Source organism: Burkholderia sp. KCJ3K979, assembly GCF_016759955.1.
GTDB lineage: Bacteria > Pseudomonadota > Gammaproteobacteria > Burkholderiales > Burkholderiaceae > Burkholderia > Burkholderia orbicola.
Genome location: NZ_JACFYV010000042.1, coordinates 1 through 23,073, shown reverse-complemented (window position 1 = coordinate 23,073; position 23,073 = coordinate 1). Strand labels below are relative to the sequence as shown.

Sequence of the window (23,073 nt, the reverse complement as noted above, 5' to 3'; positions counted from 1 at the left end):
AACGCTGAGTGCGATTTCGGCAGTCTACCGGATCGATCGTTCCATCACTATATTGTCACTCATGGATGCGAAACACGGGTTTCGCCGCAATATGGAGAAGGGCAATGAAGAAGATCCAGGGTGTGTACAGTGCGCCGCGCGGCCATTGGGTCGGCGACGGTTTTCCGGTGCGTTCGATGTTCAGCTACCAGTCTCATGGCACGCACCTGAGCCCGTTCCTGCTGCTCGATTACGCCGGCCCCGCGACGTTCGAACCGGCGACCGCGCCGCGCGGGGTCGGCCAGCATCCGCACCGCGGGTTCGAAACGGTGACGATCGTCTATGACGGCGAAGTCGCGCACCGCGACTCGACCGGCGCGGGCGGCACCATCGGCCCGGGCGACGTGCAGTGGATGACGGCCGCGAGCGGGATCCTGCACGAGGAATTCCACTCGGAGGCGTTCACGAAGCGGGGCGGCCCGCTCGAGATGGTGCAGCTGTGGGTGAACTTGCCGGCCGCAGACAAGATGGGCGCACCCGGCTACCAGACGCTGCTGAACGCCGATATCCCGGTGGTCGAGCTGCCGGACGGTGCAGGGCGGACGCGGATCATCGCCGGTGAACTCGACGGGCGGCGCGGCCCGGCCCGCACGCACACGCCAATCGACGTGTGGGACGTGCGGCTCGTGGCGGGCGGCCATGCGCGGTTCCCGGTCGCCGAAGGGCGCACGCTCGCGGTGGTCGTGCTGAGCGGCACCGTGCTGGTGAACGGCGAGGCGGTGGCGCGCGAAGCGCAGTTCGTGCAACTCGGCCGTGATGGCAGCGACGTCGAGATCGAAGCGAACGGCGACGCGAAGCTGCTGATCCTGAGCGGCGAGCCGATCGACGAGCCCGTCGTTGGTTACGGCCCGTTCGTGATGAACTCGCAAGAGGAAATCCGGACCGCGATCGAGGACTTCAACAGCGGCCGCTTCGGCCAGATGCCGGCATGACGGTGTGACGAGCAGGCCCCGCGCGATGCGGGGCCTTTTTTTCGCGCGTGGCGGGCGGTCGCGCGGGTCGGGCGCTTCGAGGCATAATCGACGGTTGCCGCGCGCCGGCCGGCGCGCCCGAATCAGGACCGCACATGAACGCCTCCGCACCGACCGCATCCCCGAGCACCGTCGATCTCGACTGGCGCTGGAAACCCTTCGACGCGCTGACGGCGCGCGAAATCTATTCGATCCTCGAAGCGCGCAGCGCCGTGTTCGTCGTCGAACAGAACTGCGTGTATCGCGACATCGACGATGCGGACCCGGCCGCGTGGCACCTCGCGGCCTTCGATCCGGCCGGCCGCCTGGCCGGTTATCTGCGCGTGCTGCTGCCCGACGCGCAGCATACCGACGTGCGCATCGGCCGCGTGCTGACGACCGCCGCGTTTCGCGGCGCGGGCCTCGGCAACGGGCTGCTGTCGCGCGCGCTCGAGCATATCCGCGCGCAATGGCCGGATACGCCGGTGAGCCTGCATGCGCAGGCTCACTTGCAGCGTTTCTACGGGGCATTCGGCTTCACGCCGAGTTCGGACGTGCACGACGAGGATGGCATCCCGCACGTATGGATGAGCAGCGCGCGCGCGTGATGCGCGCCGCGCTGCGGGCAATCAGTGCGCGGCGCGTGCGACGGGCGGCTCGTCCGTGCGCTGCGTGGCCCGCTCACCGATCAGGCGCCCGCGGGCGGACAACCGCAGCCAGTGCCGCAGCGCGATCAGCGCGCCGATCACGCTCATCATCGAGCCGGGAATCCACAGCAGCAGGCCGCCGATCTGCTGGTCGCGCAGCGGGCTCAGCCACGTGAACGCGCGCCCGCAGATCGAGTAGATCGGATACAACTCGTGCGGCGTGAAGAAGATCAGCGCGCCGAGCGCGATCTGCGGCGGGATCGCCGCGACGACGATCAGAATCCGGCGGCCCGGCGACAGCCGCGCGGGTGGTGCGGGACGCGGATCGACGACGAGCCACCAGAACAGCAGCCCGTCGATCACCATGCTCCAGTTCATCACGCGATAGAGACGCCAGTCGAGCATCGCGATGAAGTGGATCGGCGACAGCAGCCAGAAATAGATCAGCCCGACGAACAGCACGACCGCGACGACCGGATGAAACACCACGTCGAGGGTCGCGCGTACCGGCGCCCACGCGAGCGCGGGGCGCACGAAGCGCTGCCGCCAGCTGAACGGAATGCCCGCGCGGATCGCCGCGCCCGGATAGGACAGTGCGATGAAGAACGGCCCGAGGTGATGCAGCACGAGGTGCTGCGCGCGGTGCATGAAGAATTCGTGCTCGAAGAAATAGTCGAGCCGCGTATGCAGCGCGATATAGAGCGCCGTCAGCCCGAACCAGAACGAGAACTGCCGCAGCGGCGACACCTTCGCCTTCTTCACGCCGCGTGCGAACAGCACGGCGGCCGTCAGCACCGCGACGACCACGGTCGGCGACGGTTCCCACGGATCGAGCCAGTACAGGACGTTCATCGCGCGCGCATCACTTCGCCTGGGCCGGCGATTTCACGGCGAACGGCGCATCGACCGTCTCGCCGTCGGAGAATTTCAGGCGCAGGTGCACGGTGTCGCCCGGCTTGATCGCGTGCTTCGGTTCCTCGAGCATGAAGTGATAGCCGCCCGGCGCGATGTCGACCTTGCCGCGCGCGGGGATCGTCAGCTTGTCGACCATCTCCATCTTCTGCGTCGAGCCGTTCGAGATCGTCTGGTGCAGCATGGCCATCCCGTAGTCGGGGCTGTCGACGTCGACGAGATCGATCGGCTTGTCGCCGGTGTTCACGAGCGTCACGTAGCCGCCCGCGGGCAGCTTGTTCGGCAGCCAGCGCACCCACGCGTTCTGCGCGCTGATCGCGCCGGCGGCATACGCGTGGGCGCCGGCGCACAGCGCGGCGGCGAGGGCGAACGTCTTGAGGGTCGTTTTCTTGTTCATCGCGGAATTCAGGTCGTGGAGGCAGTGTCGATGATCCGGCGCACATCGGCGGCGATGGCGTCGGGCGAATCGCGATCGGTCGCGAGCAGCCGCGCGCGGCCGGTCGCGTCGAAGATGTAGACGGCCGAGCTGTGCGTCACTTCGTAGCCGCCGGACGGATCGCGTTTTTCCATCTGGTACGCGACGCGATAGCGCTTGGCCAGCGATTCGATCTGGCCGTCGGTCCCGGTCAGGCCGCGCGCATGCGCGGCGTCGAACGCGGCGACATAGGATTGCATCGCCTGCGGCGTATCGCGCGCGGGATCGACCGAGACGAACAGGATGCGCACGTCGTCGGCCCGCGGGCCGAGCTTCGCCAGCACTTCCATCAGCCGCGCCAGCGTTTCGGGGCAGACGTCGGGGCAGTGCGTGTAGCCGAAGTAGACGAGCGCGACGCGGCCGCGGAACGCATCGGCGTCGACGGGATGGCCGTCGCCGCCCGTCAGCTTGAACGACAGGTCGGGCAGGTGGCCGGTGACATTGGTCAGGTTCCAGCGCGGCTCGTCGTGCGTGCACGCGGTGAGCGCCACGGCGGCGGCGAAGGCCGCGGCCGTGCGGATGAGGCGGGAGAGGCGCCGGTGCGGCGCGGGGCGGGCAGACGACATCCTGGGGCTCGATCGGACTGGATGGATAGCCGGGGCGCGATGCCATGCGCCGCGCGGCAGGCGGTTGCGACTGTAGCGCAATTCGCGCGCCCGCGTCCTTTCGAAACCGATACGGCGCGGGCGAGCGGGGCAATATGTCGCAGTTGACGCGGCGGCCGATGCGATGTCCGCGCAGCCGCGGTTTCGCCCATCTGGGGGCGCAGGCGCGGTAAGATGCGCACAACTCCATTCGCGCAGTGGCGGCCTGCGTTTGCCGGCCGGCCCTCAGACTATCGAATCGATGCAATCCGTTCCGGCTTCCCTGTCCCTGACCGATACAGCGTTCTTCTTCGACTTCGACGGCACGCTCGTCGAACTGGCGCCGACCCCCGACGCCATTCACGTTCCGCCGTCGCTGCTGACGCTGCTCGACGAATTGTCGCGCCGCTCGCACGGCGCGGTCGCGATCGTGTCCGGGCGCGGGATCGACAACCTCGACACGTTCCTGAAAATGCCCGGGCTGCCGATCGCCGGCCTGCACGGCGCGGAGCGCCGCGATGCGAACGGCGACACGCAGCGTATCGGCTTCAACGACGAACGCCTGCTGCGCATCGAGCGCGAGCTTGCCGGCGTGGTCGACCGCCATCCGGGCATGCTGCTCGAAATCAAGGGCGCGGCCGTCGCGCTGCACTTTCGCAATGCGCCCGAGCGCGAGGCGGTGGCGCGCGAAGCGGCCGAGCGCCTCGTCTCCGACTATGCGGATGCGTATGTGCTGCAACCCGGCAAGATGGTGTTCGAGATCAAGCCGAAGGGCGTCGACAAGGGCCGCGCGCTCGCCGCGTTCCTCGACGAGCCGCCGTTTGCGGGCCGCGTGCCGCTGTTCGCGGGCGACGACCTGACCGACGAGAAGGGCTTCGCGGTGGTCAACGCGCGCGGCGGCCTGTCGATCAAGGTCGGCGCGGGCGAGACGTCCGCGCGCATGCGGCTCGATTCGGTCGACGCGCTGCATGAGCAGATCGCAGGCTGGCTCGGTGCGGGGCAACCGCACGCATGAGCCGGCTCATCATCGTTTCAAACCGCGTCGCGCCGATTTCGGAAGGCGAACCGGCGGCGGGCGGCCTCGCGATCGGCGTCTATGATGCGCTGAAGGAAACCGGCGGCATGTGGTTCGGCTGGAGCGGCGAAGTGGTCGCGTCCGGCGCGCCGCAGCCGCAGATCCGCATCGAGGAGCGCGGGCCGGTGACGTTCGCGACCGTCGGGCTGACGCGCCGCGATTACGACCAGTATTACCGCGGGTTCTCGAACGCGACGCTGTGGCCCGCGTTCCATTACCGCGCGGACCTGATCCAGTACGATCGCCACGAATTCGACGGCTACCGCCGCGTCAACGTCTGGCTCGCGCAGCAGCTCGTGCCGCTGCTGCAGGACGACGACGTGATCTGGGTGCACGACTATCACCTGATTCCGTTCGCGCGCGCGCTGCGCGACGCCGGCGTGAAGAACCGCATCGGCTTCTTCCTGCACATCCCGTTTCCGGCCGCGCAGGTGCTCGTCAACGTGCCGCCGCACCGAGAGCTCGTCGAGTCGCTGTGCGCGTTCGATCTGCTCGGCTTCCAGACCGAGCCCGACCTGCGCGCGTTTTGCGACTACGTCGAGTTCGAAGCGGACGGCGAGGTCGAGCACGACGGGCACACGGTGCGCGTACGGGCATTCGGCCAGACGTTGCGCGCGGCCGCCTATCCGATCGGCGTGTATCCGGACGAGATCGCGTCGCTCGCGCAGGCGGGCGAGCACGGCAAGGCGGTGCGCACGCTCGCGACGTCGCTGCGCGGGCGGCAACTGATCATGAGCGTCGACCGGCTCGATTATTCGAAGGGGCTTGTCGAGCGCTTCCGCGCGTTCGAGAAGCTGCTCGAGCACCAGGCGTCGATCCGCAACCGCGTGTCGTTCCTGCAGATCGCACCGTCGACGCGCGCGGACCTGCGCGCGTACCAGGACATCCGCCTGCAGCTCGAAGCGGAGTCGGGGCGCATCAACGGGCGCTACGCGGAGCTCGACTGGGCGCCGATCCTCTACATCCACCGCCAGTACGACCGTCAGGTGCTGGCCGCGCTGTACCGGCTCGCGCGCGTGGGGTTCGTCACGCCGCTGCGCGACGGGATGAACCTCGTCGCGAAGGAGTACGTGTCCGCGCAGAATCCGGACGATCCGGGCGTGCTGGTGCTGTCGCGCTTCGCGGGCGCCGCGCGTGAGCTCACGGGCGCGCTGATCGTCAATCCGATCGATATCGACGGGATGGCCGATGCGCTGTCGCAGGCGCTGACGATGTCGCTCACCGAGCGGCGTGCACGCTACGCAGACATGATCGCGCAGCTTCGCGAGAACAACGTGTCGGTGTGGCGGGACAATTTCCTGCGCGATCTGCAGCAGGTCTGATCCGATTTATTGCTTGCGCTGCAATTGAAAAAGCCGCCGTGCGCAAACACGGCGGCTTTTTTGTCGGCGGATACCGGTGCGTCAGGCCACGCGTTCGCCGGTCGGCGTGTTGCCGTCGGGCGCCGCATGATGGCGGCCGTGCTGTTTCGCGAGCAGGTCGCGGTACAGGCCGGGGCGGTTGCGCAGCACGTCGGGCGGGCCGTCGTCGATCACCTTGCCGTTGTTCATCACGATAATGCGGTCGAAGTTGCGCAGCGTCGACAGGCGGTGCGCGATCGCGATCACCGTACGGCCGACCATCAGGCGGTCGAGCGCGCTTTGGATCGCTTCCTCGGACGCGCTGTCGAGCGCCGACGTCGCTTCGTCGAGCAGCAGGATCGGCGCATCCTTCAGGATCGCGCGCGCGATCGCGATGCGCTGGCGCTGGCCGCCCGACAGCTTGACGCCGCGGTCGCCGACGATCGTGTCATAGCCTTCCGGCATCGCCTCGATGAACTCCGCGCAGCGCGCGTCGCGCGCGGCGGCGAGCACTTCGTCGCGGGTCGCGTCGGGGCGGCCGTACGCGATGTTGTCGTAGATCGTCCGGTGCAGCAGCGAGATGTCCTGCGGCACCAGCGCGATCGCGTAGCGCAGGCTGTCCTGCGTGAGGCCCTTCACGTCCTGGCCGTCGACCTTCACGACGCCGTCCTGCGTATCGTAGAAGCGCTGCAGCAGCGCGAGCACGGTCGACTTGCCGGCGCCCGACTTGCCGATCAGGCCGACGCGCTGGCCCGGCTCGATATGAAGGTCGAAGTGGTCGAGGATGGCGCGGCGGTGCGGGTACGCGAACGTCACGCGCTCGAAGTCGACGCGGCCGCCCTTGGCCGACAGCGGCTGCGCGTCCGAGCGGTCGGGCATCCCGTGCGGTTCGAGCAGCGTCTTCACCGCCTCGGACAGGCGCGCGACGTGCTGCGTGACGTCGACGAGCGCGACCGCGAGATCGCGCGTGCCGTGCAGGATCGTGAAGCCGAGCGAGCTGACGAGCACGATGTCGCCCGACGTCGCGCGGCCCTGGTCCCACAGCCACAGCGCCCAGCCGAGCAGGCCGGCGGACAGCATCGCGGTGATCACCGCATGCAGCAGCCGCAGTTTCTCGAGATAGAGCAGGCTCTGCTGGCGCGCGTCCATCTCGGCCTTCACCGTCGCGCTGAAGCGCTTCTGTTCGCGCAGCGTCATCCCGAACGCGCGTACGAGGCCCATGTTGCCGATCACGTCGACGAGCTCGCCGTCGACCGCCGCGGCCTTCGCCGCGAATGCGTGGTGACGCGCCGAGCCTCGGCCGGCGAGCTTGAACAGGATGACGGACAGCACCGCCGAACAGCCGAGCAGGCCGGCCGCCATCAGCGGATTGACGACGATGATCATCAGGATCGCGCCCATCACCGCGATGCACGGCGGCAGCACGTTCCACGCCATCGTGTTCTCCGACGTGTAGACCGCGTTCGACGTGGCCGTGATGCGGCTGGCGAGCGTGCCCGGCTGCTTCTCCGAGTAATACGTCGGCGAATGGCCGATCAGATACTGGAACAGGTCGCGCCGCAGGTCGCCGGTGACCGCGACGAACGTGTGCGCGGCGACCCACCCGCCGACGCGCCACAGCAGGTTGTCGGCCGCGATCAGCCCGACGAGCAGCGCGAACGCGCTCCACAGCGGGCCGGGGTGATGGCGTCCGGTCGCCAGCACGTCGATCAGGTGCTTGATCGCATATTGCGAGCCGAGCGCGCAGCCGACGGCGGCCAGCACGCTGCAGAGCACGACCAGGTGCGCGACCGGGTGGAGGCGGATGTAGCGGAACAGGAACGCGATCGGCCGGTGCGCGTAGCTCGACAGCTTCGCGTTGTGGGCGTTGCGCTGGGCAGGGGTGAGAGATTCCAAAATATGCGTGCGGTGATTCGGTGATTGAGCGTGGCGGCTGGATCGCAGGCCGACGTTCGCTCGGACTGAATAATCCGGCATTGTAAACAAGGCCGCGCGTCGCGCTGCGCGAATCTTGCCTTGGCCAGAGGCTCGCGATCGATTTTGAGATAAAATCCGGCATCCCGTCGTGCCTCGTGTGCCGGAATCACGCTGCCGGCAGCTACGGGTTAACAAGGATCGCCAAAACGGCCTTCCACTCTAGAACGGACACCCGAGTCCGCGGGTTGCAAAGTGTTGCTCCTTTGTAACAAAGTAAAGTGTTTGAAATGTCGTGCGCCGTATCGGGATTAACCCTAGATAATCGGCTCCGGGTTCGATTCCAGGTTTTTTACGAACCCCTGTCAACGGGTCTTCGTTTCAAACGTTCTATGCCTGTCGCGTCGCCGACGCTCCTTGTGCAGCGCGGGTTCGACGCCCCCGGCAGGCTGATTCGTCCGAGGTTCGGACGACATGTATCCAGCCCGGACCACCGGCAGGTTGCCGACCCATACCTGGTTTTTTGCCGATTTTTTAGGAGTTACGCATGCGAATCGCCCAAATCGCTCCGTTGCATGAAGCGGTGCCCCCGAAACTGTACGGTGGTACCGAGCGAGTGGTGTCCTACCTCACCGAAGCACTCGTCGAGATGGGGCATGACGTCACGCTCTTCGCGAGCGGCGATTCGCAGACCTCCGCGAAGCTCGAAGCGTGCTGGCCGCAGGCGCTGCGCCTCGACCCGACGATCCGCGACGTGATGGCCCCGCACATGCTGCTGCTTGAGCAGGTGCGCCGCCGCGCGGAAGAGTTCGACGTCCTGCACTGCCACATCGACTACTACCCGTTCTCGCTGTTCTCGCGTCAGCCGGTCCCGCATCTGACGACGATGCACGGCCGTCTCGACCTGCCGGAACTGCAGCCGATCTTCAATGCGTTCAGCGACGTGCCGGTCGTGTCGATCTCCGACAACCAGCGCATCCCGCTGCCGCAGGCGAACTGGCTGTCGACCGTCTATCACGGCCTGCCGGAAAACCTGTTGACGCCGATCCCGAACGTGAAGCCGAGCTACCTCGCGTTCCTCGGCCGCATCTCGCCGGAAAAGCGCGTCGACACGGCGATCCGCATTGCCGAGCAGGCCGGCCTGCCGATCAAGATCGCCGCGAAGCTCGACAAGGCCGACCGCGCGTACTACGAAGAGAAGATCAAGCCGCTGTTCGCGCTGCCGCACGTCGAGTACATCGGTGAAATCAGCGAGTCGGAGAAGACCGAATTCCTCGGCAACGCGCATGCGCTGCTGTTCCCGATCGACTGGCCGGAGCCCTTCGGCCTGGTGATGATCGAGGCGATGGCCTGCGGCACGCCGGTGATCGCGTTCAAGCGCGGCTCGGTGCCGGAAGTGATCGACAACGGCGTGTCGGGCTTCGTCGTCGAAGACGAACTGTCGGCCGTCGCCGCGCTCAAGCGCCTCGATACGCTGCCGCGCGAGAAGGTTCGCGCTGCGTTCGAAGCCCGTTTCTCGTCGAAGGTGATGGCGCAGAACTACGTGAAGGGCTACGAGGAACTGCTGCGCCAGAAGCGTCGCACGGTGCTCCGCGAAGTCAACGCAAACTGATTGCGGGCCGCCGCCGCATGGCGGCGCGCGGCCGTCACGACGCCCCGTCCGGGTTCTCCGGCGGGGCGTTGTCACATCTGCGGCGCGGATGTGTTGTATTCTCGCCGCGCCCGGTGCCGCGAACGGCCCTCGAAGCGGCCCGGCACGCCATCCGGCCATCTGTCCAGACGGTAATGTCCCTATAATGGCCGTGCCGTGAAATCCGGCCCAGTATGAATATCCAGAGGAGAGCAGTCTTGGCGAGAACGAAAACCACGCGCGCAGCGCCGGCCCCCGGCGCCGGTGTGATCTTCGCGTTGCGCGCGATCGGTCTCGTGCTGCTCGCGCGCTGGCTGTTCTCGATGTCCCAGATGGGCTATCGCTCGTCGCTGTCGGCGATGGTGTCGTCGCCGTGGGCATTCCTCTACCTCATCCTGATCTTCCTGCTGCTCGCGCTGCCGGGCGCCGCCGCCCGGGCCGAGCGGCCGTTCCATCCGCTGCCGCAGTGGCTGCGCCAGGCGCTGCGCGCGTTCGCGCTGATCGGCTTCCTGTTCGCCGTGTGGTCGATCGGCGCGTTCACGTGGGCGGCCGGCTGGCGCCGCGCCCTGCACGCGGTGACGGCGACCAACGGCTGGCTCGTCGCCGCGCCGGCGCTCTATGCGGCGATCGTCTGGATTTGCCGTCCACGGCCGCTGTGGCGGACCAACGTGGCCGCGCGCCGCTTCGCGGTGGGCCGGTATGCGATTTCGCTCGACGTGCTGACGCGCACCGCGATCGTGTGGATGGAAAGCCGCAAGGTCGGCCAGTACGATGCGCGCGAACTGTCGGTGCGCTGGCCCGGCCGGGTCGCACCCGCCGCGCCCGCCGCGGGCGAGCAGGGGGTGCAGCCGGCGGTCGTGCCGCCGCGCCGCGGCAGCCTGTTCAATCGACCGAAGGTGGAGCTGCTGTGGGATTCGCCGGCGGCGGTCGGCCACAACCGGCAGATCGTGATGCGCGCGCCGCTCACGACCGAAGGCGACCGCGTCGCGGTGCTCGCGCTCGACGCGGCGCTCAAGCAGATCGTCTGACACGGCTCGCGCACCGGGCGCGGCCGACAAGGAGGCGCGATGATCGTCCGCTGGTTGCTGGCTGCCATTCACCTGAGTGCGTTCGGCGTCGCATTCGCCGCGATCGCGGCGCGTAACCGTGCGTTGCGCCGGCTCATCGCGTCGGCGCATCCAGCCGATTTGCCCGGCGTGTTCAAGGCGGATGCGGTCTGGGGGCTGTCGGCGCTCGTGCTGATCGCGACGGGCCTTGCGCGGGCGTTCGGCGGTTTCGAGAAAGGGGCCGCGTACTACCTGCACGAACCGCTTTTTCACCTGAAGATGACCGCGCTCGTGCTGCTCCTGCTGCTCGAAGTCGTGCCGATGCTGGGGCTGATCCGCTGGCGTATCGCCGCGCGGCGGCAGCAACTGCCCGAGCTCGGCCGGGCGCGCACCTATGTGCGGATCGGCCACTGGCAGGCGGTGCTGGTGATCGTCATCGTGTTCGCCGCGTCGGGGATGGCGCGGGGGATCGGGCTGGCCGGGTAGGTGCGGTCGGTTAGGGAGGCCCGGTTAGGGAGGCCCGGTTAGGGGGCGCCCGGTCAGGATCGTCGCGGGGCGACCGGCCGGCCGCGCATTCGCGAATCCCGCTTTTGCTTCGCCGGTCTTTCCCGGCCGGCGATCGCCGATACACGGGCGAATCGCCTCATTCCATTCCGACCGGGCGACCTTGCCGCCCGGTCCGTCCCACGCTCAGCGTACGAGGCACGGGCGCTTGTTGTTGAACGTCCAGCCCGGGATCAGGTACTGCATCGCCGCCGCGTCGTCGCGGGCGCCGAGGCCGTGCTGCTTGTACAACTCGTGCGCGAGCGCGACCGCATCCATGTCGATGTCGATGCCGAGCCCCGGCCGCTTCGGCACTTCCACCAGCCCGTTCTCGATCTTCAGCGGCTCCCGCGTCAGCCGTTCGCCGTCCTGCCAGATCCAGTGCGTATCGATCGCGGTGACCTGGCCCGGCGCCGCGGCCGCGACGTGCGTGAACATCGCGAGCGACACGTCGAAGTGGTTGTTCGAATGCGAACCCCACGTGAGGCCCCAGTCGCGGCACATCTGCGCGACCCGCACCGACCCCTGCATGGTCCAGAAGTGCGGATCGGCGAGCGGGATGTCGACGGCGTGCAACTGCACCGCATGGCCCATCTGCCGCCAGTCGGTCGCGATCATGTTGGTCGCCGTCGGCAGCCCCGTCGCGCGGCGGAATTCGGCCATCACCTCGCGGCCCGAGTAACCGTTCTCCGCACCGCACGGATCTTCCGCATACGCGAGCACGTGATGCTGATCGCGGCACAGCCGCACGGCTTCGTCGAGCGACCATGCGCCGTTCGGATCGAGCGTCACGCGCGCGTCGGGGAAACGCTCGGCGAGCGCCGTCACGGCTTCGATCTCGCTGGCCCCTTCGAATACGCCGCCCTTCAGCTTGAAGTCGTTGAAGCCGTAGCGCGCATGCGCGGCTTCGGCGAGCCGCACGACGGCTTCGGGCGTCAGTGCGGCTTCGTCGCGTACGCGCGTCCAGTCGTCGGTCGCGCCGCGGCCGTCGCGATAGGGGAGCGCGGTCTTCGTGCGGTCGCCGATGTAGAACAGGTAGCCGAGCATCTCGACCCGTTCGCGCTGCTGGCCTTCGCCGAGCAGCGCGGCGACCGGCACGCCGAGATGCTGGCCGAGCAGGTCGAGCAGCGCGGCTTCGAGCGCGGTGACCGCGTGGATCGTCGTGCGCAGGTCGAAGGTCTGCAGCCCGCGGCCGCTCGCGTCGCGGTCGGCGAAGGTGCGCCGCACGTCATTGAGCACCGCATGGTAGTTGCCGACCGGCTGGCCGACGACGAGCGCGCGCGCGTCGTCGAGCGTGCGGCGGATGCTTTCGCCGCCCGGTACTTCGCCGACGCCCGTGCGGCCCGCGCTGTCCTTCAGGATCACGAGGTTGCGGGTGAAGAACGGGCCGTGCGCGCCGCTCAGGTTGAGCAGCATGCTGTCGTGGCCGGCGACCGGAATCGCTTGCAGGTCGACGATGCGCGGCGTGTCGTGGGAGGGCGAGGCAGTGACGGCGTTCATGGGCGGCGATGGCGAAAGAGTGGGCGATGCCGTGCGGCAAAAGCTTTGCCGCGCGCGGCGGGAGGTGCGATCATTCGACAACCGACGTGCGCGGCGCGCAAGCCCCGCATGTCGACTCAACCCGAATGGGGTGGAAGCGACAACCGGGCCGGCGGAGCGCAGAACGCGAACGCGGGTCGATCGTCACGCACGGGACCGGGCGGTGCTGAACAGCCGACCTGAGTCGACAGGAGATCCGTGCGCCGATCATCAGTCGTCGGATGACTTGTGACGCAGTATAATGAATCATCGGCTTTCGCTCAAACCCCGCGTAAACCCTCGGCTCACATTACGATCATTCAAAAAGGAACCGGCCACATGTCCGTGCCTACGCTTCCCGCAGCGCCGCGCCGTCGCGCACGCAGCCTCGCACAAGATGTCGTCGACGCGCTGACCGCGCAGATCGAAAACGGCACGCTGCGGCCCGGCGACAAGCTGCCGACCGAAACCGAAGTCATGGCGGCGCAGGGCGTGAGCCGCACGGTCGTGCGCGAGGCGATCTCGCGGATGCAGGCGAGCGGCCTCGTCGAGACGCGCCACGGCATCGGCAGCTTCGTGCTGGAGCCGTCGCGCCGTCAGACGCTCGGCATCGATCCCGCGACGATCACGACGCTGCGCGACGTGCTCGCGGTGCTGGAGCTGCGTATCAGCCTCGAAAGCGAGTGCGCGAGCCTGGCCGCGCAGCGCGCGAACGATGCCGACCTCGCCGCGCTGCGGCGCGCGCTCGACGCGATCGCGACGGGCGCGGGCGGCGGGCGTGACACCGCGCAGCTCGACTTCCAGTTCCACCTGCAGATCGCGCAGTCCACCGGCAACCGCTATTTCGTCGACATCATGACGCAGCTGGGCACGTCGATCATTCCGCGTACGCGGGTGAATTCGGCGCGCTTTGCCGGCGACGACCTCGAGCGTTACGTCGGCCGGCTGAACCACGAGCACGAGGACATCTACGAGGCGATCGCGCGCCACGATCCGGAAGCGGCGCGCGCCGCGATGCGCACGCACCTCACCAACAGCCGCGAGCGCCTGCGCCGCGCGCACGAGGCAGCCGAGGCCGAGGCGGGCTGACGTTGCGTGACAGAGCTCGCGACACGGCGGGCCTACCTGGATCGCCTTAACATCAGTCGTCGTACGAGGCCGGTATGGCCGCCGCGATCTCCAGGCCAGGCGGCGCTCCCGCCGCCGGCCGTCCGCGTGCCTCGCCGATCAGCCTCCCTTCGTCACGATCGTCTTCCACGCGCCGTTCTTCACCTGGTACAGCGTCGACATCCCGCTCTTCAGCGAGCCGTCGCTCGCGAACGAGATGCGGCCGGTCACGCCTGGGAAGTCGATTTTCTTCAGCGCCGGACGATAGGCCTTCGGGTCGGTCGAACCGGCCGCCTGCATCGCCTTGATCGCCGCCCACGCCGCGTCATAGCCGAACTGCGCATACGACAGCACGTCGACGCCGAAGCGCTTCTTGAAGCGCGCCTCGAAATCCTTCCCCTGCGGCAGCTCGTCGAGCGGCTGACCGTATTCCCACGCCATCGCGCCTTCGGCAGCCGGCCCCGCGATCTTGATGAACTCGTTGTCCTTCACGCCGCCGCCGCCGACGAATTGCGCGTTCAGCCCGAGCTGACGCATTTGCTTGATGAAGTTGGCGGCGAGCGAATCGAGGCCGCCAAAGAAGATCAGGTCGGGATTCTTGGCCTTCAGGCTCGTGATCTGCGCACGGAAATCGACCGCCTGGTTGCTGGTGAACTCGCGACCGATGAGGTTGCCGCCGGCGGCCTTCACGGCCTTCTCGAATTCGTCGGCCTCGCCCTGGCCGAACGCGGTGCGGTCGTCGATGATCGCGATGCGCTTCGCCTTCGTCACCTCGACCGCGTACTTGCCCGCGTTGCCGGCATTCTGGCCATCGGTCGCGATCACCATGAACATGTTCGCGAGCCCGCGCGACGTGAGCGTCGGGTTGGTCGCGGCCGGGTCGATCACCGGAATGCCGGCCTTGTCGTAGACCACCGACGCCGGAATCGTCGTCCCCGAGTTGAAGTGGCCGACCACGACCGACACGTTCTGGTCGACCAGCGCCTGCGCGGCCTGCACGCCGATGCGCGGGTCGGCCTGGTCGTCCTGCACGACGAGATTGAAGCGGGCGGGCTTGCCGGCGATCTGCACCTTCTGCGCGGCCGCATCGTCGAGCGCGAGCTGCACGCCGTTTTGCAGATCCTTGCCGTAGCCGGCGTTCACGCCCGTGAGCGGCGCGGCGAAGCCGACCTTCACGTCGGTTGTATCGGCGGCCTGGGCAGCCTGTTGCGAGAGAAGGGCAAGCGCGGATGCAATCGACACCGACAGCAGGGAATGACGGAATTTCATGTTGTTCCTCTTGTTCGACACCGGCGAGTGGGTACCGCGCGCGCCTGGGCGGGCCGGGCGCGTGCGACGGGCGGGCGGTTCGACCGCTTCTCGGAATCGGGCGGGGAGGTCGGCATCGTGATCCTCGGAAACATCTCCCGTCAGGCTCCGCGAAGAGCCCCGATTGCTTCGATATATAGGTCGCCGATATGCGCGGGTCTTGGAAATTTGTCGCGCATTCGATGCGGATTTGCGCATAGCTTCCGCGCGTGCGCGGGCAGCCGGTATCGGGAGTTTCCCGTCGCGAACGCAACGGGTGCAGAGAAGGGGACGGTGCGGGCAAAAACGCGGCGCGGCCCGTCAGAAGGGCCGCGCCGCGCGTGGGTCGACGTCAGTCGGACAGGGCGTCCGCCGCGGCTTCGGCGTCGTCGTGCGACGCGGTCGTGCGGATCAGCGGGTCGCTGGTGCTGGGGCGGCCCGTTTCGACGTGGCCCGCGAAGCGGCGCAGGAAGCCGAGCAGGCGGCCGTCGCTGACGGTGAGGTCATACCAGCCGTGGCTGCCGCGCAGGTCCCAGTAATCGTCGACGTGCGCGCCCGGCGCGAGGTCGAACGTACGCGCGTGACCGTGGCCGTACGCGTTCGTGACCTTGAGCCGCACGGCCTTGTGGCCGCGGTTCATCAGGCGCAGCGTGATGTTGCCGTTCGCGACGTCGTAGCCGTAGATCACCTCGGGGTTCACGTTCGCGCTGCCGACGCCGGTCGCAAACGGGCCGCGGAAATGGCAGTAGAAGCCGTTCGGGCCGTAGACGTCGAGGTCGTACAGGCCGAGCGACGCGGCGGCGCTCCACGTATCGGCGATACGTTTGCCGGCTTCGACCGTGTACGTCCACGGGCCGTCGACGCGGTTGCGCGACTGGACCTGGAATGCGGCGCCCGCCCGGCCCGTGTTCGCGAAGGTCAGCCGGAACTGGCCGTTGGCGGCTTCGACGCGGCCGTGCACGAACAGCTCGTACGGCAGCGCGCGCGCCGGACGCAGCCCGGCTTCCTGTTTCGGCAGCTTCTGCAGCAGCGGCGGCACCGGGATGTAGTCGGGATGGCGCACGCGGTCGGGCGGCGCGTAGCCGCTGGTGTCGGGCAGCGTCGGCCATGCGGCGTCCGCGGTCGCGAACTCGAACGCCGACGTCAGGTCGCCGCACACCGCGCGGCGCCACGGCGACACGTTGGCGGCCGTGACCGGATACTGCGCGCCGAAGCGCGCCTCGATGAATTGCAGCAGCGACGTGTGATCGAAGGTCTGCGAGCAGACCCAGCCGCCCTTGGTCCACGGCGACACGACCAGCATCGGCACGCGCGGCCCGAGCCCGTACGGGCCGGCCATGTGCGACGCGTCGCCGGCGAACACCTCGTTGGTCGTCGCGACCGTCGACAGCCCGTTCTCGCGCGACTGCGGCGCGAACGGCGGCGGCACGTGGTCGAAGAAGCCGTCGTTTTCGTCGTACGTGATGAACAGTGCGGTCTTGCTCCACACGTCGGGGTTCGACACGAGCGCCTTCAGCACCTGCTCGATGTACCACGCGCCGTAGTTCGCCGGCCAGTTCGGGTGCTCGGAATACGCTTCGGGCGCGCAGATCCACGACACCTGCGGCAGCGTGCCGTTCTTCACGTCCTGCTGCAGCACGTCGAACAGCGTGCCGCCGGCGCTGATGTTGGTGCCGGTGCGCGCCTTGTCGTACAGCGGCGTGCCGGGCAGCGCGGTGCGGTACTGGTTGAAGTAGAGCAGCGAGTTGTCGCCGTAGTTGCCGATGTACGGGTTTTGCGTCCAGCCCCACGAGCCGTTCGCGTCGAGCCCCGTGCCGACGTCCTGGTAGATCTTCCACGACACGCCGGCCTGCTCGAGCACTTCCGGATAGGTCGTCCAGCCGTAACCCTTTTCCTCGTTGCCGAGCACCGGGCCGCCGCCCGTGCCGTCGTTGCCGACGTAGCCCGTCCACATGTAGTAGCGGTTCGGGTCGGTCGAGCTCGGGATCGCGCAGTGGTACGCGTCGCAGATCGTGAACGCGTCGGCGAGCTGGTAGTGGAACGGGATGTCGTCGCGCTTCAGGTACGCCATCGTCGTGGTGCCCTTGTTCGGCACCCACTGGTCGTAGCGGCCCTTGTTCCAGGCGGCGTGCATGTCCTGCCAGCCGTGCGGGAGGTCCTGCAGGAACTGCAGGCCGAGCTTGTCGGCGCCCGGGTGGAACGGCAGCAGTTCGGCCGGGCCGACCGGCTGGTGAAACACCGACTTGCCGTTCGCGAGGCGCAGCGGGCGCGGGTCACCGAAGCCGCGGACACCGCGCATCGTGCCGAAGTAGTGGTCGAACGAGCGGTTCTCCTGCATCAGGATCACGATGTGTTCGATGTCGCGGATCGTGCCGGTGCGGCGGTTCGCGGGAATCGCGAGCGCATCCCGGATCACGGGCGGAAACAGGTTCAGCGCGGCGGCGCCGGCAGTGCCGGCGGCGATGCGCAGGAAGTCACGACGGTTCGATCGGGTCATGGTCGTTATCGTGGGGTAAAGAGGGAGCCGATTGGCGGGACCTGCGGGAAGGGCGCGCACCGAGTCGCAGGATGCGGCTGCGCCGGTGCGTGCCGCCGCGAGCATAGCGAGGAATCGGTGTCATTCATGTGAAGTCCGGAAACGTTTGCACGGGCAGCGGACCGGCATCGGGATGCGGCGTCAGCAGGTCGGCTGCAACGGGAAAGCGGGACAGCGGGACAGCGGGACAGCGGGACAGCGGGACAGCGGGACAGCGGGACAGCGGGACAGCGGGACAGCGGGAAAGCGGGACAGCGGGACAGCGGGACAGCGGGACAGCGGGACAGCGGGACAGCGGGACAGCGGGACAGCGGGACAGCGGGACAGCGGGACAGCGGGACAGCGGGACGGCAGGACGGCAGGACGGCAGGACGGCAGGACGGCAGGACGGCAGGACGGCGGCGCGCCGCAGCAGCGCAGGACAGTGCCGGCGCGTCAGGCGTCGGTCACCCACGCGCCGAACCATTCGCTCGGGCGGGCGATCTCGTCCTGCGCGGCGACGAGTTCGAGCTCGTAGCGTCGCGCGTCGTAGGTGGCCTTCACGACCGCGTGCACGGCCGCGAGCGTGTGCTCGAACGCGGCGCGCACCGAGTCGCCGCGCAGCCGGCAGGCGACGAAGATCGCGCTGGTCAGGTCGCCGACACCGACCGGGTGGCGCGGAAACGCATACAGCGGCCGCTGGCCGATCCACGCTTCGGTCTCGGTGACGGCGAGCATGTTGAAACGGTCGGCCGGACTGTTGCGGTCATGCAGGTGCTTGACGAGGATGATCTGCGGGCCGCGGCGGATCAACGCGCGGCATGCGTCAACGGCTTCGGCGACGGTCTCGATGCGCCGCCCGGCGAGCTTCTGCAGTTCGGTGTGGTTCGGCGACATGCCGTCCGCGAGCGCGGGCACCTCCTCCACGATGAATTCCTCGACGCCGGGCTCGGGCCGGATGCCGCCCGTCTGGCCCATCGCCGGATCGCAGAAGTACCACGCGTTCGGATTCATCGCCTTTACCGTGCGCACGATCTCGACCGCCGCGCGTGCCTGCGGCGGCGAGCCGAGGAAGCCGGACAGCACCGCGTCGCACCGTTTGAGCACGCCGATGGCGGCGATGCCGTCGACGAGCTGTTCCATCTTCGCGGCGTCGATCGCGCTGCCGGCCCAGTGGCCGTACTGCATGTGATTCGACAACTGGACGGTGTTGAGCGGCCAGACGTTGATGCCGAGACGCTGCATCGGGAACACGGCCGCGCTGTTGCCGGCATGGCCGTAGATGACGTGCGACTGAATGCTGAGGACGTTTTTCATGGGAATTCGCCTGCACGCGTTTCAGGGTCACGTCACACGATACCCGAGTTCGTCAACCGCGCGGAAGTCGCGCGGCCCCGGAGTGTTGCGCGCCGTCGTCACGCGACCGCGTAGAATCGCGGGGCGCGAGACAGCCCCGCTGCGGCCCGGCCGCCCGCGCGCGTCCCCAATCACCGTGATCGCCATGCTTTCGATTTGCAAGATGTTGTCCGTCGCACGTGCCGCCGTGCTCGGCGCGAGTGCCGCCGCCGCGTGCGCGATGCCGGTTGCGGCCGTTGCCGCCACGCCCGCCGCCAACGACGGGCCCGCTTACGGCCCGCGCCTGGAAGGATTCGCGTATCCGGCGCCCGTGCATGAGTACGCGTTCGTGTCGCAACGCGAAACCCTCGAGATGGCGTACCTCGACGTGCAGCCCGCGCACCCGAACGGCCGCACCGTCGTGCTGCTGCACGGCAAGAACTTCTGCGCGGCGACCTGGGAGGACACGATCGGTGTGCTGAGCCGCGCCGGCTATCGCGTGATCGCGCCGGACCAGATCGGCTTCTGCAAGTCGTCGAAGCCCGAGCGCTACCAGTACAGCTTCCAGCAACTCGCACGCAACACGCACGCGCTGCTCGAATCGGTCGGCGTGAAGTCGGCGACGATCATCGGCCACTCGACGGGCGGGATGCTCGCGATCCGCTATGCGCTGATGTATCCGAAGGCGACCGACCAGCTCGTGCTCGTGAACCCGATCGGCCTCGAGGACTGGAAGGCGCTCGGCGTGCCGCCGCTGTCGGTCGACTACTGGTATGCGCGCGAACTGAAGACCAACGCCGACGGCATCCGCCGCTACGAGCAGTCGACCTACTACGCGGGCAAGTGGGCGCCGTCGTACGAGCGGTGGGTGCAGATGCTCGCCGGGATGTATCGCGGCGCCGGCCGCGACGCGGTCGCGTGGAATTCCGCGCTGATCTACGACATGATCCTCACGCAGCCGGTGGTCTACGAATTCGGCGCGATTCGCGTGCCGACGCTGCTGATGATCGGCGACAAGGATACGACCGCGATCGGCAAGGACGTCGCGCCGCCCGACGTGCACGCGAAGCTCGGCCGCTATCCTGAGCTCGCGAAGCGCACGCAGGCCGCGATTCCCGGCGCGCAGCTCGTCGAATTTCCGGCGCTCGGACACGCGCCGCAGATCCAGGACCCGGACGCGTTCCACAAGGCGCTGCTCGACGGGCTGGAGGCCGTGCACCCGCAGTGACGGGGGGCAGGCGGCAGGCCGCGCGCGGTCGCGCCGTCAGCGTGCCTCGCTCGCGAGCTCGTCGCGGATCTGCGCGGCCAGTTCGAACGAGCGCAGCCGCGCGGCGTGATCGTAGATCTGCGCGGTGATGATCAGCTCGTCGGCGCCCGTCTGCGCGATGCGGTCGCGCAGCTTGTCGCGCACCGTGTCGCGCGAGCCGACCGCCGCGAACGACAGCGAATGGGCGACGGTCGCGAGCTCGAGTTCGTTCGCCTCGAGCACGTCGACGGGCGGCGGCAGCTTGCCCGGCGTGCCGCGCCGCAGGTTGATGAACTGTTGCTGCAGCGACGTGAACAGGCGCCGCGCCTCGTCGTCGGTCTCGGCCGCGAACACGTTGACGCCCACCATCGCATGCGGTTTCGGCCACGCGGCCGACGGCCGGTATTGCGCGCGATAGATCTCGAGCGCCCGCATCAGATAGTCCGGCGCGAAATGCGACGCGAACGCGAACGGCAGCCCGAGCATCGCCGCGAGCTGCGCGCTGAACAGGCTCGAACCGAGCAGCCACACCGGGACGTCGAGCCCCGCGCCGGGCACCGCCCGCACGCGCTGGCCCGGTACCGGCTCCGCGAAGTAGCGCTGCAGCTCCGCGACGTCGTCCGGAAACGAATCGGCACTGCCGATCAGGTCGCGGCGCAGCGCGCGCGACGTGGTCTGGTCGGTGCCGGGCGCGCGGCCGAGGCCGAGATCGATGCGCCCCGGATACAGCGACGCGAGCGTGCCGAACTGTTCGGCGATCACGAGCGGCGCATGGTTCGGCAGCATGATGCCGCCCGAGCCGACCCGGATCGTCCGGGTGGCACCCGCGACGTGGCCGATCACGACGGCGGTGGCCGCACTCGCGATCCCCGGCATGTTGTGATGCTCGGCCAGCCAGTAGCGCTGGTAGCCCCAGCGTTCCGCATGCTGCGCGAGATCGACGGTGTTACGGAACGCCTGCGAGGCGTCGGCGCCGGCCGGAATGGGGGCGAGATCGAGTACGGAAAACGGTGTCATCGGAAGACCTTCGAAACGGGTGGCGTGGTGATGCGCTGACGCAACAAATGCCAAGGATTTTGCCAAAGGGTTCCGGAACGTGCTGGCGGCGCGCGGATACCCATGCGCCTTACAGGGGTGCAGGGTTGCTTGCGACGATCGTTGCAAAAATCAAGCTAATCGCTGATTAATTACCAAACTTTACGGCGATTGGAAGTGAAACCGCATCGACATACAAATTTGCACGAAACGTTTGATTTTAAAGACTGCAATACGCCTGCAAAGTACTTACGCTAACGTGAACGTGGCCGGGCCGATCAGGTCCGTCGACCGCTCAGCTTTGCCGGAATTGCACTAGTCCGTTTCTCGAAGCGCCGCACGCGGGGGGCTGCGGACTGCTAAAATCCGGCGCCTGCCCATGTTGTGCCGATGGAGCCATTCGAGTCTTCCCGCATGCCGTCCGGGCGCTGCGCGGGGATACGCCACGCGAAGCCGGGCATGGCCGCACCCGAACGACGGGTCGTGCCTCCCCCATTACAGACGCTGCTGGAACAAGGAGTCGGGTCGTGCCCGCGTTCGTCGTCGTCGGAATACCGCATCACGCTCAATCACGCTCAAGCGTTTGCCATGGCGCCCCGTTCGCCGGGAGGCCTCGCGCATGACGCCCGCCGCAACGCTGCTCGACTGGCTGCTGATCGTCTTCACGCTGGCCGCGGCCGGCTACGCGCTCGTCGCGGCCTTCGCGCCGCGGCCGCGCACGCCGCGCACCGCGGTGCGCGACGGCTTCGAGCCGGTCAGTGTGCTGAAGCCGCTGTGCGGCGCGGAGCCGCACCTGTATGAAAACCTCGCGACCTTCTGCGCGCAGCGCCATCCTCGCTACGAGGTGCTGCTCGGCGTCGCATCGTCGGCCGATCCGGCCATCGCCGTCGTCGAGCGGCTGCGCGCCGATCATCCGGAGTGCGACATCACGCTCGTGATCGACGCGCGCGTGCATGGCAAGAACCTGAAGGTCAGCAACCTGATCAATCTCGCCGAGCGCGCGAAATACGGCCGCATCGTGATCGCGGACAGCGACATCGCGGTGCAGCCCGACTATCTGGAGCGTGTCACGGCGCCGCTGGCGGACCCGTCGGTGGGGGTCGTCACGTGCCTGTATCATGCGCGCAGCGTCGGCGGCTTCTGGACGCGGATCGGCGCGCAGTTCGTCGACGCGTGGTTCGCGCCGTCGGTGCGCATCACGCACCTCGGCCGCTCGAGCCGCTTCGGCTTCGGCGCGACGCTCGCGCTCACGCGCGACACGCTCGACCGGATCGGCGGGCTCGTCGCGCTGAAGGACGAACTGGCCGACGATTTCTGGCTGGCCGAGCTGCCGCGTCGCCTCGGGCGGCGCACCGTGCTGTCGGAGGTCGAGGTCGCGACCGACGTGATCGAACCGTCGTTCGGGCCGCTGTGGCACCGCGAGACGCGCTGGCTGCGCACGATCCGTTCGCTGAACCCGGCCGGCTTCGCGTTCCTGTTCATTACGTTTACCGTGCCGTGGCTCGCGATCGGCGCGGCGCTCGCACTGCGCCTCGACGGCACCTTCGCCGGCACGCTGGCGGGCGGGGCGGCCGCGGTCGGCGCATTCGGCCGGCTCGTGCTGCATGCGCGCGGCGAGGACGGCTGGCGCGCGTTCTGGCGCGACCTGCCGCTCGTCGCGGTGCGCGACACGCTGCTCGCGCTCGAGTGGCTCGCGGCCGTGTTCGGCACGCACGTCGTGTGGCGCGGCGCCAGGATGACGGTCGTCGGCGGCGAACGCGCGACGGCGGCCGTGGAAGCAGTGGACGGCCGCTAGGGCCGTCGATCGAACCCGGCCCGCGGGCCGAGACGCGTCGCACGGCGAAACCGCGCGGCGCGACATGACAGAGAGGCGGG

At 68.3% G+C, this 23,073-nt stretch carries 19 protein-coding genes; 10 read left to right on the top strand and 9 right to left on the bottom strand.

Annotated features, from left to right (window positions below; all coding sequences use genetic code 11):
- The first annotated feature begins 104 nt into the window (after window positions 1–104).
- Window positions 105–971, top strand: a complete 867-nt coding sequence (locus H3O04_RS12435) for a pirin family protein (protein WP_023475446.1) — start codon at window positions 105–107, stop codon at window positions 969–971.
- 134 nt (window positions 972–1,105) lie between these two features.
- Window positions 1,106–1,597: a GNAT family N-acetyltransferase gene (locus tag H3O04_RS12430; RefSeq protein ID WP_202587798.1), complete on the top strand. Its 492-nt coding sequence runs from the start codon at window positions 1,106–1,108 to the stop codon at window positions 1,595–1,597.
- 21 nt (window positions 1,598–1,618) lie between these two features.
- On the opposite strand, the gene H3O04_RS12425 is transcribed toward H3O04_RS12430, so the two are convergent.
- From H3O04_RS12425 to H3O04_RS12415, 3 genes are read right to left on the bottom strand one after another with little or no spacing between them, the layout of a single operon-like run.
- Entirely contained in the window at window positions 1,619–2,488 is an 870-nt protein-coding gene (locus H3O04_RS12425; protein WP_175682851.1) for a cytochrome c oxidase assembly protein, read from the bottom strand.
- Window positions 2,489–2,498: 10 nt separating this feature from the next.
- Window positions 2,499–2,945, bottom strand: coding sequence for a copper chaperone PCu(A)C (locus H3O04_RS12420; protein WP_023475443.1), 447 nt, complete (start codon window positions 2,943–2,945; stop codon window positions 2,499–2,501).
- An 8-nt stretch (window positions 2,946–2,953) separates the two neighbouring features.
- Window positions 2,954–3,589, bottom strand: a complete 636-nt coding sequence (locus H3O04_RS12415; RefSeq protein WP_023475442.1) for an SCO family protein — start codon at window positions 3,587–3,589, stop codon at window positions 2,954–2,956.
- A 280-nt stretch (window positions 3,590–3,869) separates the two neighbouring features.
- Here H3O04_RS12415 and otsB point away from each other — a divergent pair, with 280 nt between their 5' ends.
- Together otsB and otsA are read left to right on the top strand one after the other, a co-directional pair.
- Window positions 3,870–4,622 carry a trehalose-phosphatase gene (gene otsB, locus H3O04_RS12410; RefSeq protein ID WP_011544965.1) on the top strand — a complete coding sequence of 251 codons (753 nt, stop codon included), beginning with the start codon at window positions 3,870–3,872 and terminating at the stop codon, window positions 4,620–4,622.
- Complete coding sequence (otsA, locus tag H3O04_RS12405; protein ID WP_006476461.1) at window positions 4,619–6,004, top strand: alpha,alpha-trehalose-phosphate synthase (UDP-forming); 1,386 nt, start codon at window positions 4,619–4,621, stop codon at window positions 6,002–6,004. The genes otsB and otsA overlap by 4 nt, the downstream gene beginning before the upstream one ends.
- Before the next feature lie 81 nt (window positions 6,005–6,085).
- On the opposite strand, the gene H3O04_RS12400 is transcribed toward otsA, so the two are convergent.
- Complete coding sequence (locus H3O04_RS12400) at window positions 6,086–7,918, bottom strand: ABC transporter ATP-binding protein (RefSeq protein ID WP_202587797.1); 1,833 nt, start codon at window positions 7,916–7,918, stop codon at window positions 6,086–6,088.
- A 565-nt stretch (window positions 7,919–8,483) separates the two neighbouring features.
- Here H3O04_RS12400 and H3O04_RS12395 point away from each other — a divergent pair.
- The 3 genes from H3O04_RS12395 (at window position 8,484) to H3O04_RS12385 (ending at window position 11,098) form a co-directional block, all read left to right on the top strand.
- Window positions 8,484–9,548: a glycosyltransferase family 4 protein gene (locus H3O04_RS12395; protein ID WP_006751849.1), complete on the top strand. Its 1,065-nt coding sequence runs from the start codon at window positions 8,484–8,486 to the stop codon at window positions 9,546–9,548.
- 236 nt (window positions 9,549–9,784) lie between these two features.
- Window positions 9,785–10,594 (top strand): hypothetical protein, encoded by an 810-nt coding sequence (locus tag H3O04_RS12390; RefSeq protein WP_202587796.1) that lies wholly within the window; start codon window positions 9,785–9,787, stop codon window positions 10,592–10,594.
- A gap of 39 nt (window positions 10,595–10,633) precedes the next feature.
- Window positions 10,634–11,098, top strand: a complete 465-nt coding sequence (locus H3O04_RS12385) for a DUF2214 family protein (RefSeq protein WP_202587795.1) — start codon at window positions 10,634–10,636, stop codon at window positions 11,096–11,098.
- Window positions 11,099–11,302: 204 nt separating this feature from the next.
- On the opposite strand, the gene gudD is transcribed toward H3O04_RS12385, so the two are convergent.
- Window positions 11,303–12,655 (bottom strand): glucarate dehydratase, encoded by a 1,353-nt coding sequence (gene gudD / locus H3O04_RS12380; protein ID WP_011544970.1) that lies wholly within the window; start codon window positions 12,653–12,655, stop codon window positions 11,303–11,305.
- A 357-nt stretch (window positions 12,656–13,012) separates the two neighbouring features.
- Between gudD and H3O04_RS12375 the strand changes: the two genes are divergently transcribed.
- Window positions 13,013–13,762, top strand: a complete 750-nt coding sequence (locus H3O04_RS12375; RefSeq protein WP_011544971.1) for a FadR/GntR family transcriptional regulator — start codon at window positions 13,013–13,015, stop codon at window positions 13,760–13,762.
- Window positions 13,763–13,900: 138 nt separating this feature from the next.
- Here H3O04_RS12375 and H3O04_RS12370 read toward each other — a convergent pair whose 3' ends face one another.
- The 3 genes from H3O04_RS12370 to pdxY form a co-directional block, all read right to left on the bottom strand.
- Entirely contained in the window at window positions 13,901–15,049 is a 1,149-nt protein-coding gene (locus H3O04_RS12370; RefSeq protein ID WP_202587794.1) for a branched-chain amino acid ABC transporter substrate-binding protein, read from the bottom strand.
- Between the two features lie 370 nt (window positions 15,050–15,419).
- On the bottom strand, window positions 15,420–17,564 hold the full coding sequence (locus tag H3O04_RS12365; RefSeq protein ID WP_202587793.1) for a phosphocholine-specific phospholipase C: 2,145 nt from the start codon (window positions 17,562–17,564) through the stop codon (window positions 15,420–15,422).
- 474 nt (window positions 17,565–18,038) lie between these two features.
- Entirely contained in the window at window positions 18,039–18,899 is an 861-nt protein-coding gene (gene pdxY / locus H3O04_RS12360) for a pyridoxal kinase PdxY (RefSeq protein WP_011544974.1), read from the bottom strand.
- Between the two features lie 184 nt (window positions 18,900–19,083).
- On the opposite strand from pdxY, the gene H3O04_RS12355 reads away from it, so the two are divergent.
- The gene (locus H3O04_RS12355; RefSeq protein WP_027813499.1) at window positions 19,084–20,145 is read left to right on the top strand and encodes an alpha/beta fold hydrolase; all 1,062 of its coding nucleotides are present in this window, start codon (window positions 19,084–19,086) and stop codon (window positions 20,143–20,145) included.
- A gap of 36 nt (window positions 20,146–20,181) precedes the next feature.
- Here the strand turns inward: H3O04_RS12355 and H3O04_RS12350 are convergent, their stop codons facing one another.
- On the bottom strand, window positions 20,182–21,180 hold the full coding sequence (locus tag H3O04_RS12350) for an LLM class flavin-dependent oxidoreductase (RefSeq protein WP_043886994.1): 999 nt from the start codon (window positions 21,178–21,180) through the stop codon (window positions 20,182–20,184).
- A gap of 637 nt (window positions 21,181–21,817) precedes the next feature.
- On the opposite strand from H3O04_RS12350, the gene hpnI reads away from it, so the two are divergent.
- Window positions 21,818–22,993, top strand: coding sequence for a bacteriohopanetetrol glucosamine biosynthesis glycosyltransferase HpnI (gene hpnI, locus H3O04_RS12345; RefSeq protein WP_023475433.1), 1,176 nt, complete (start codon window positions 21,818–21,820; stop codon window positions 22,991–22,993).
- Window positions 22,994–23,073 lie beyond the last annotated feature (80 nt).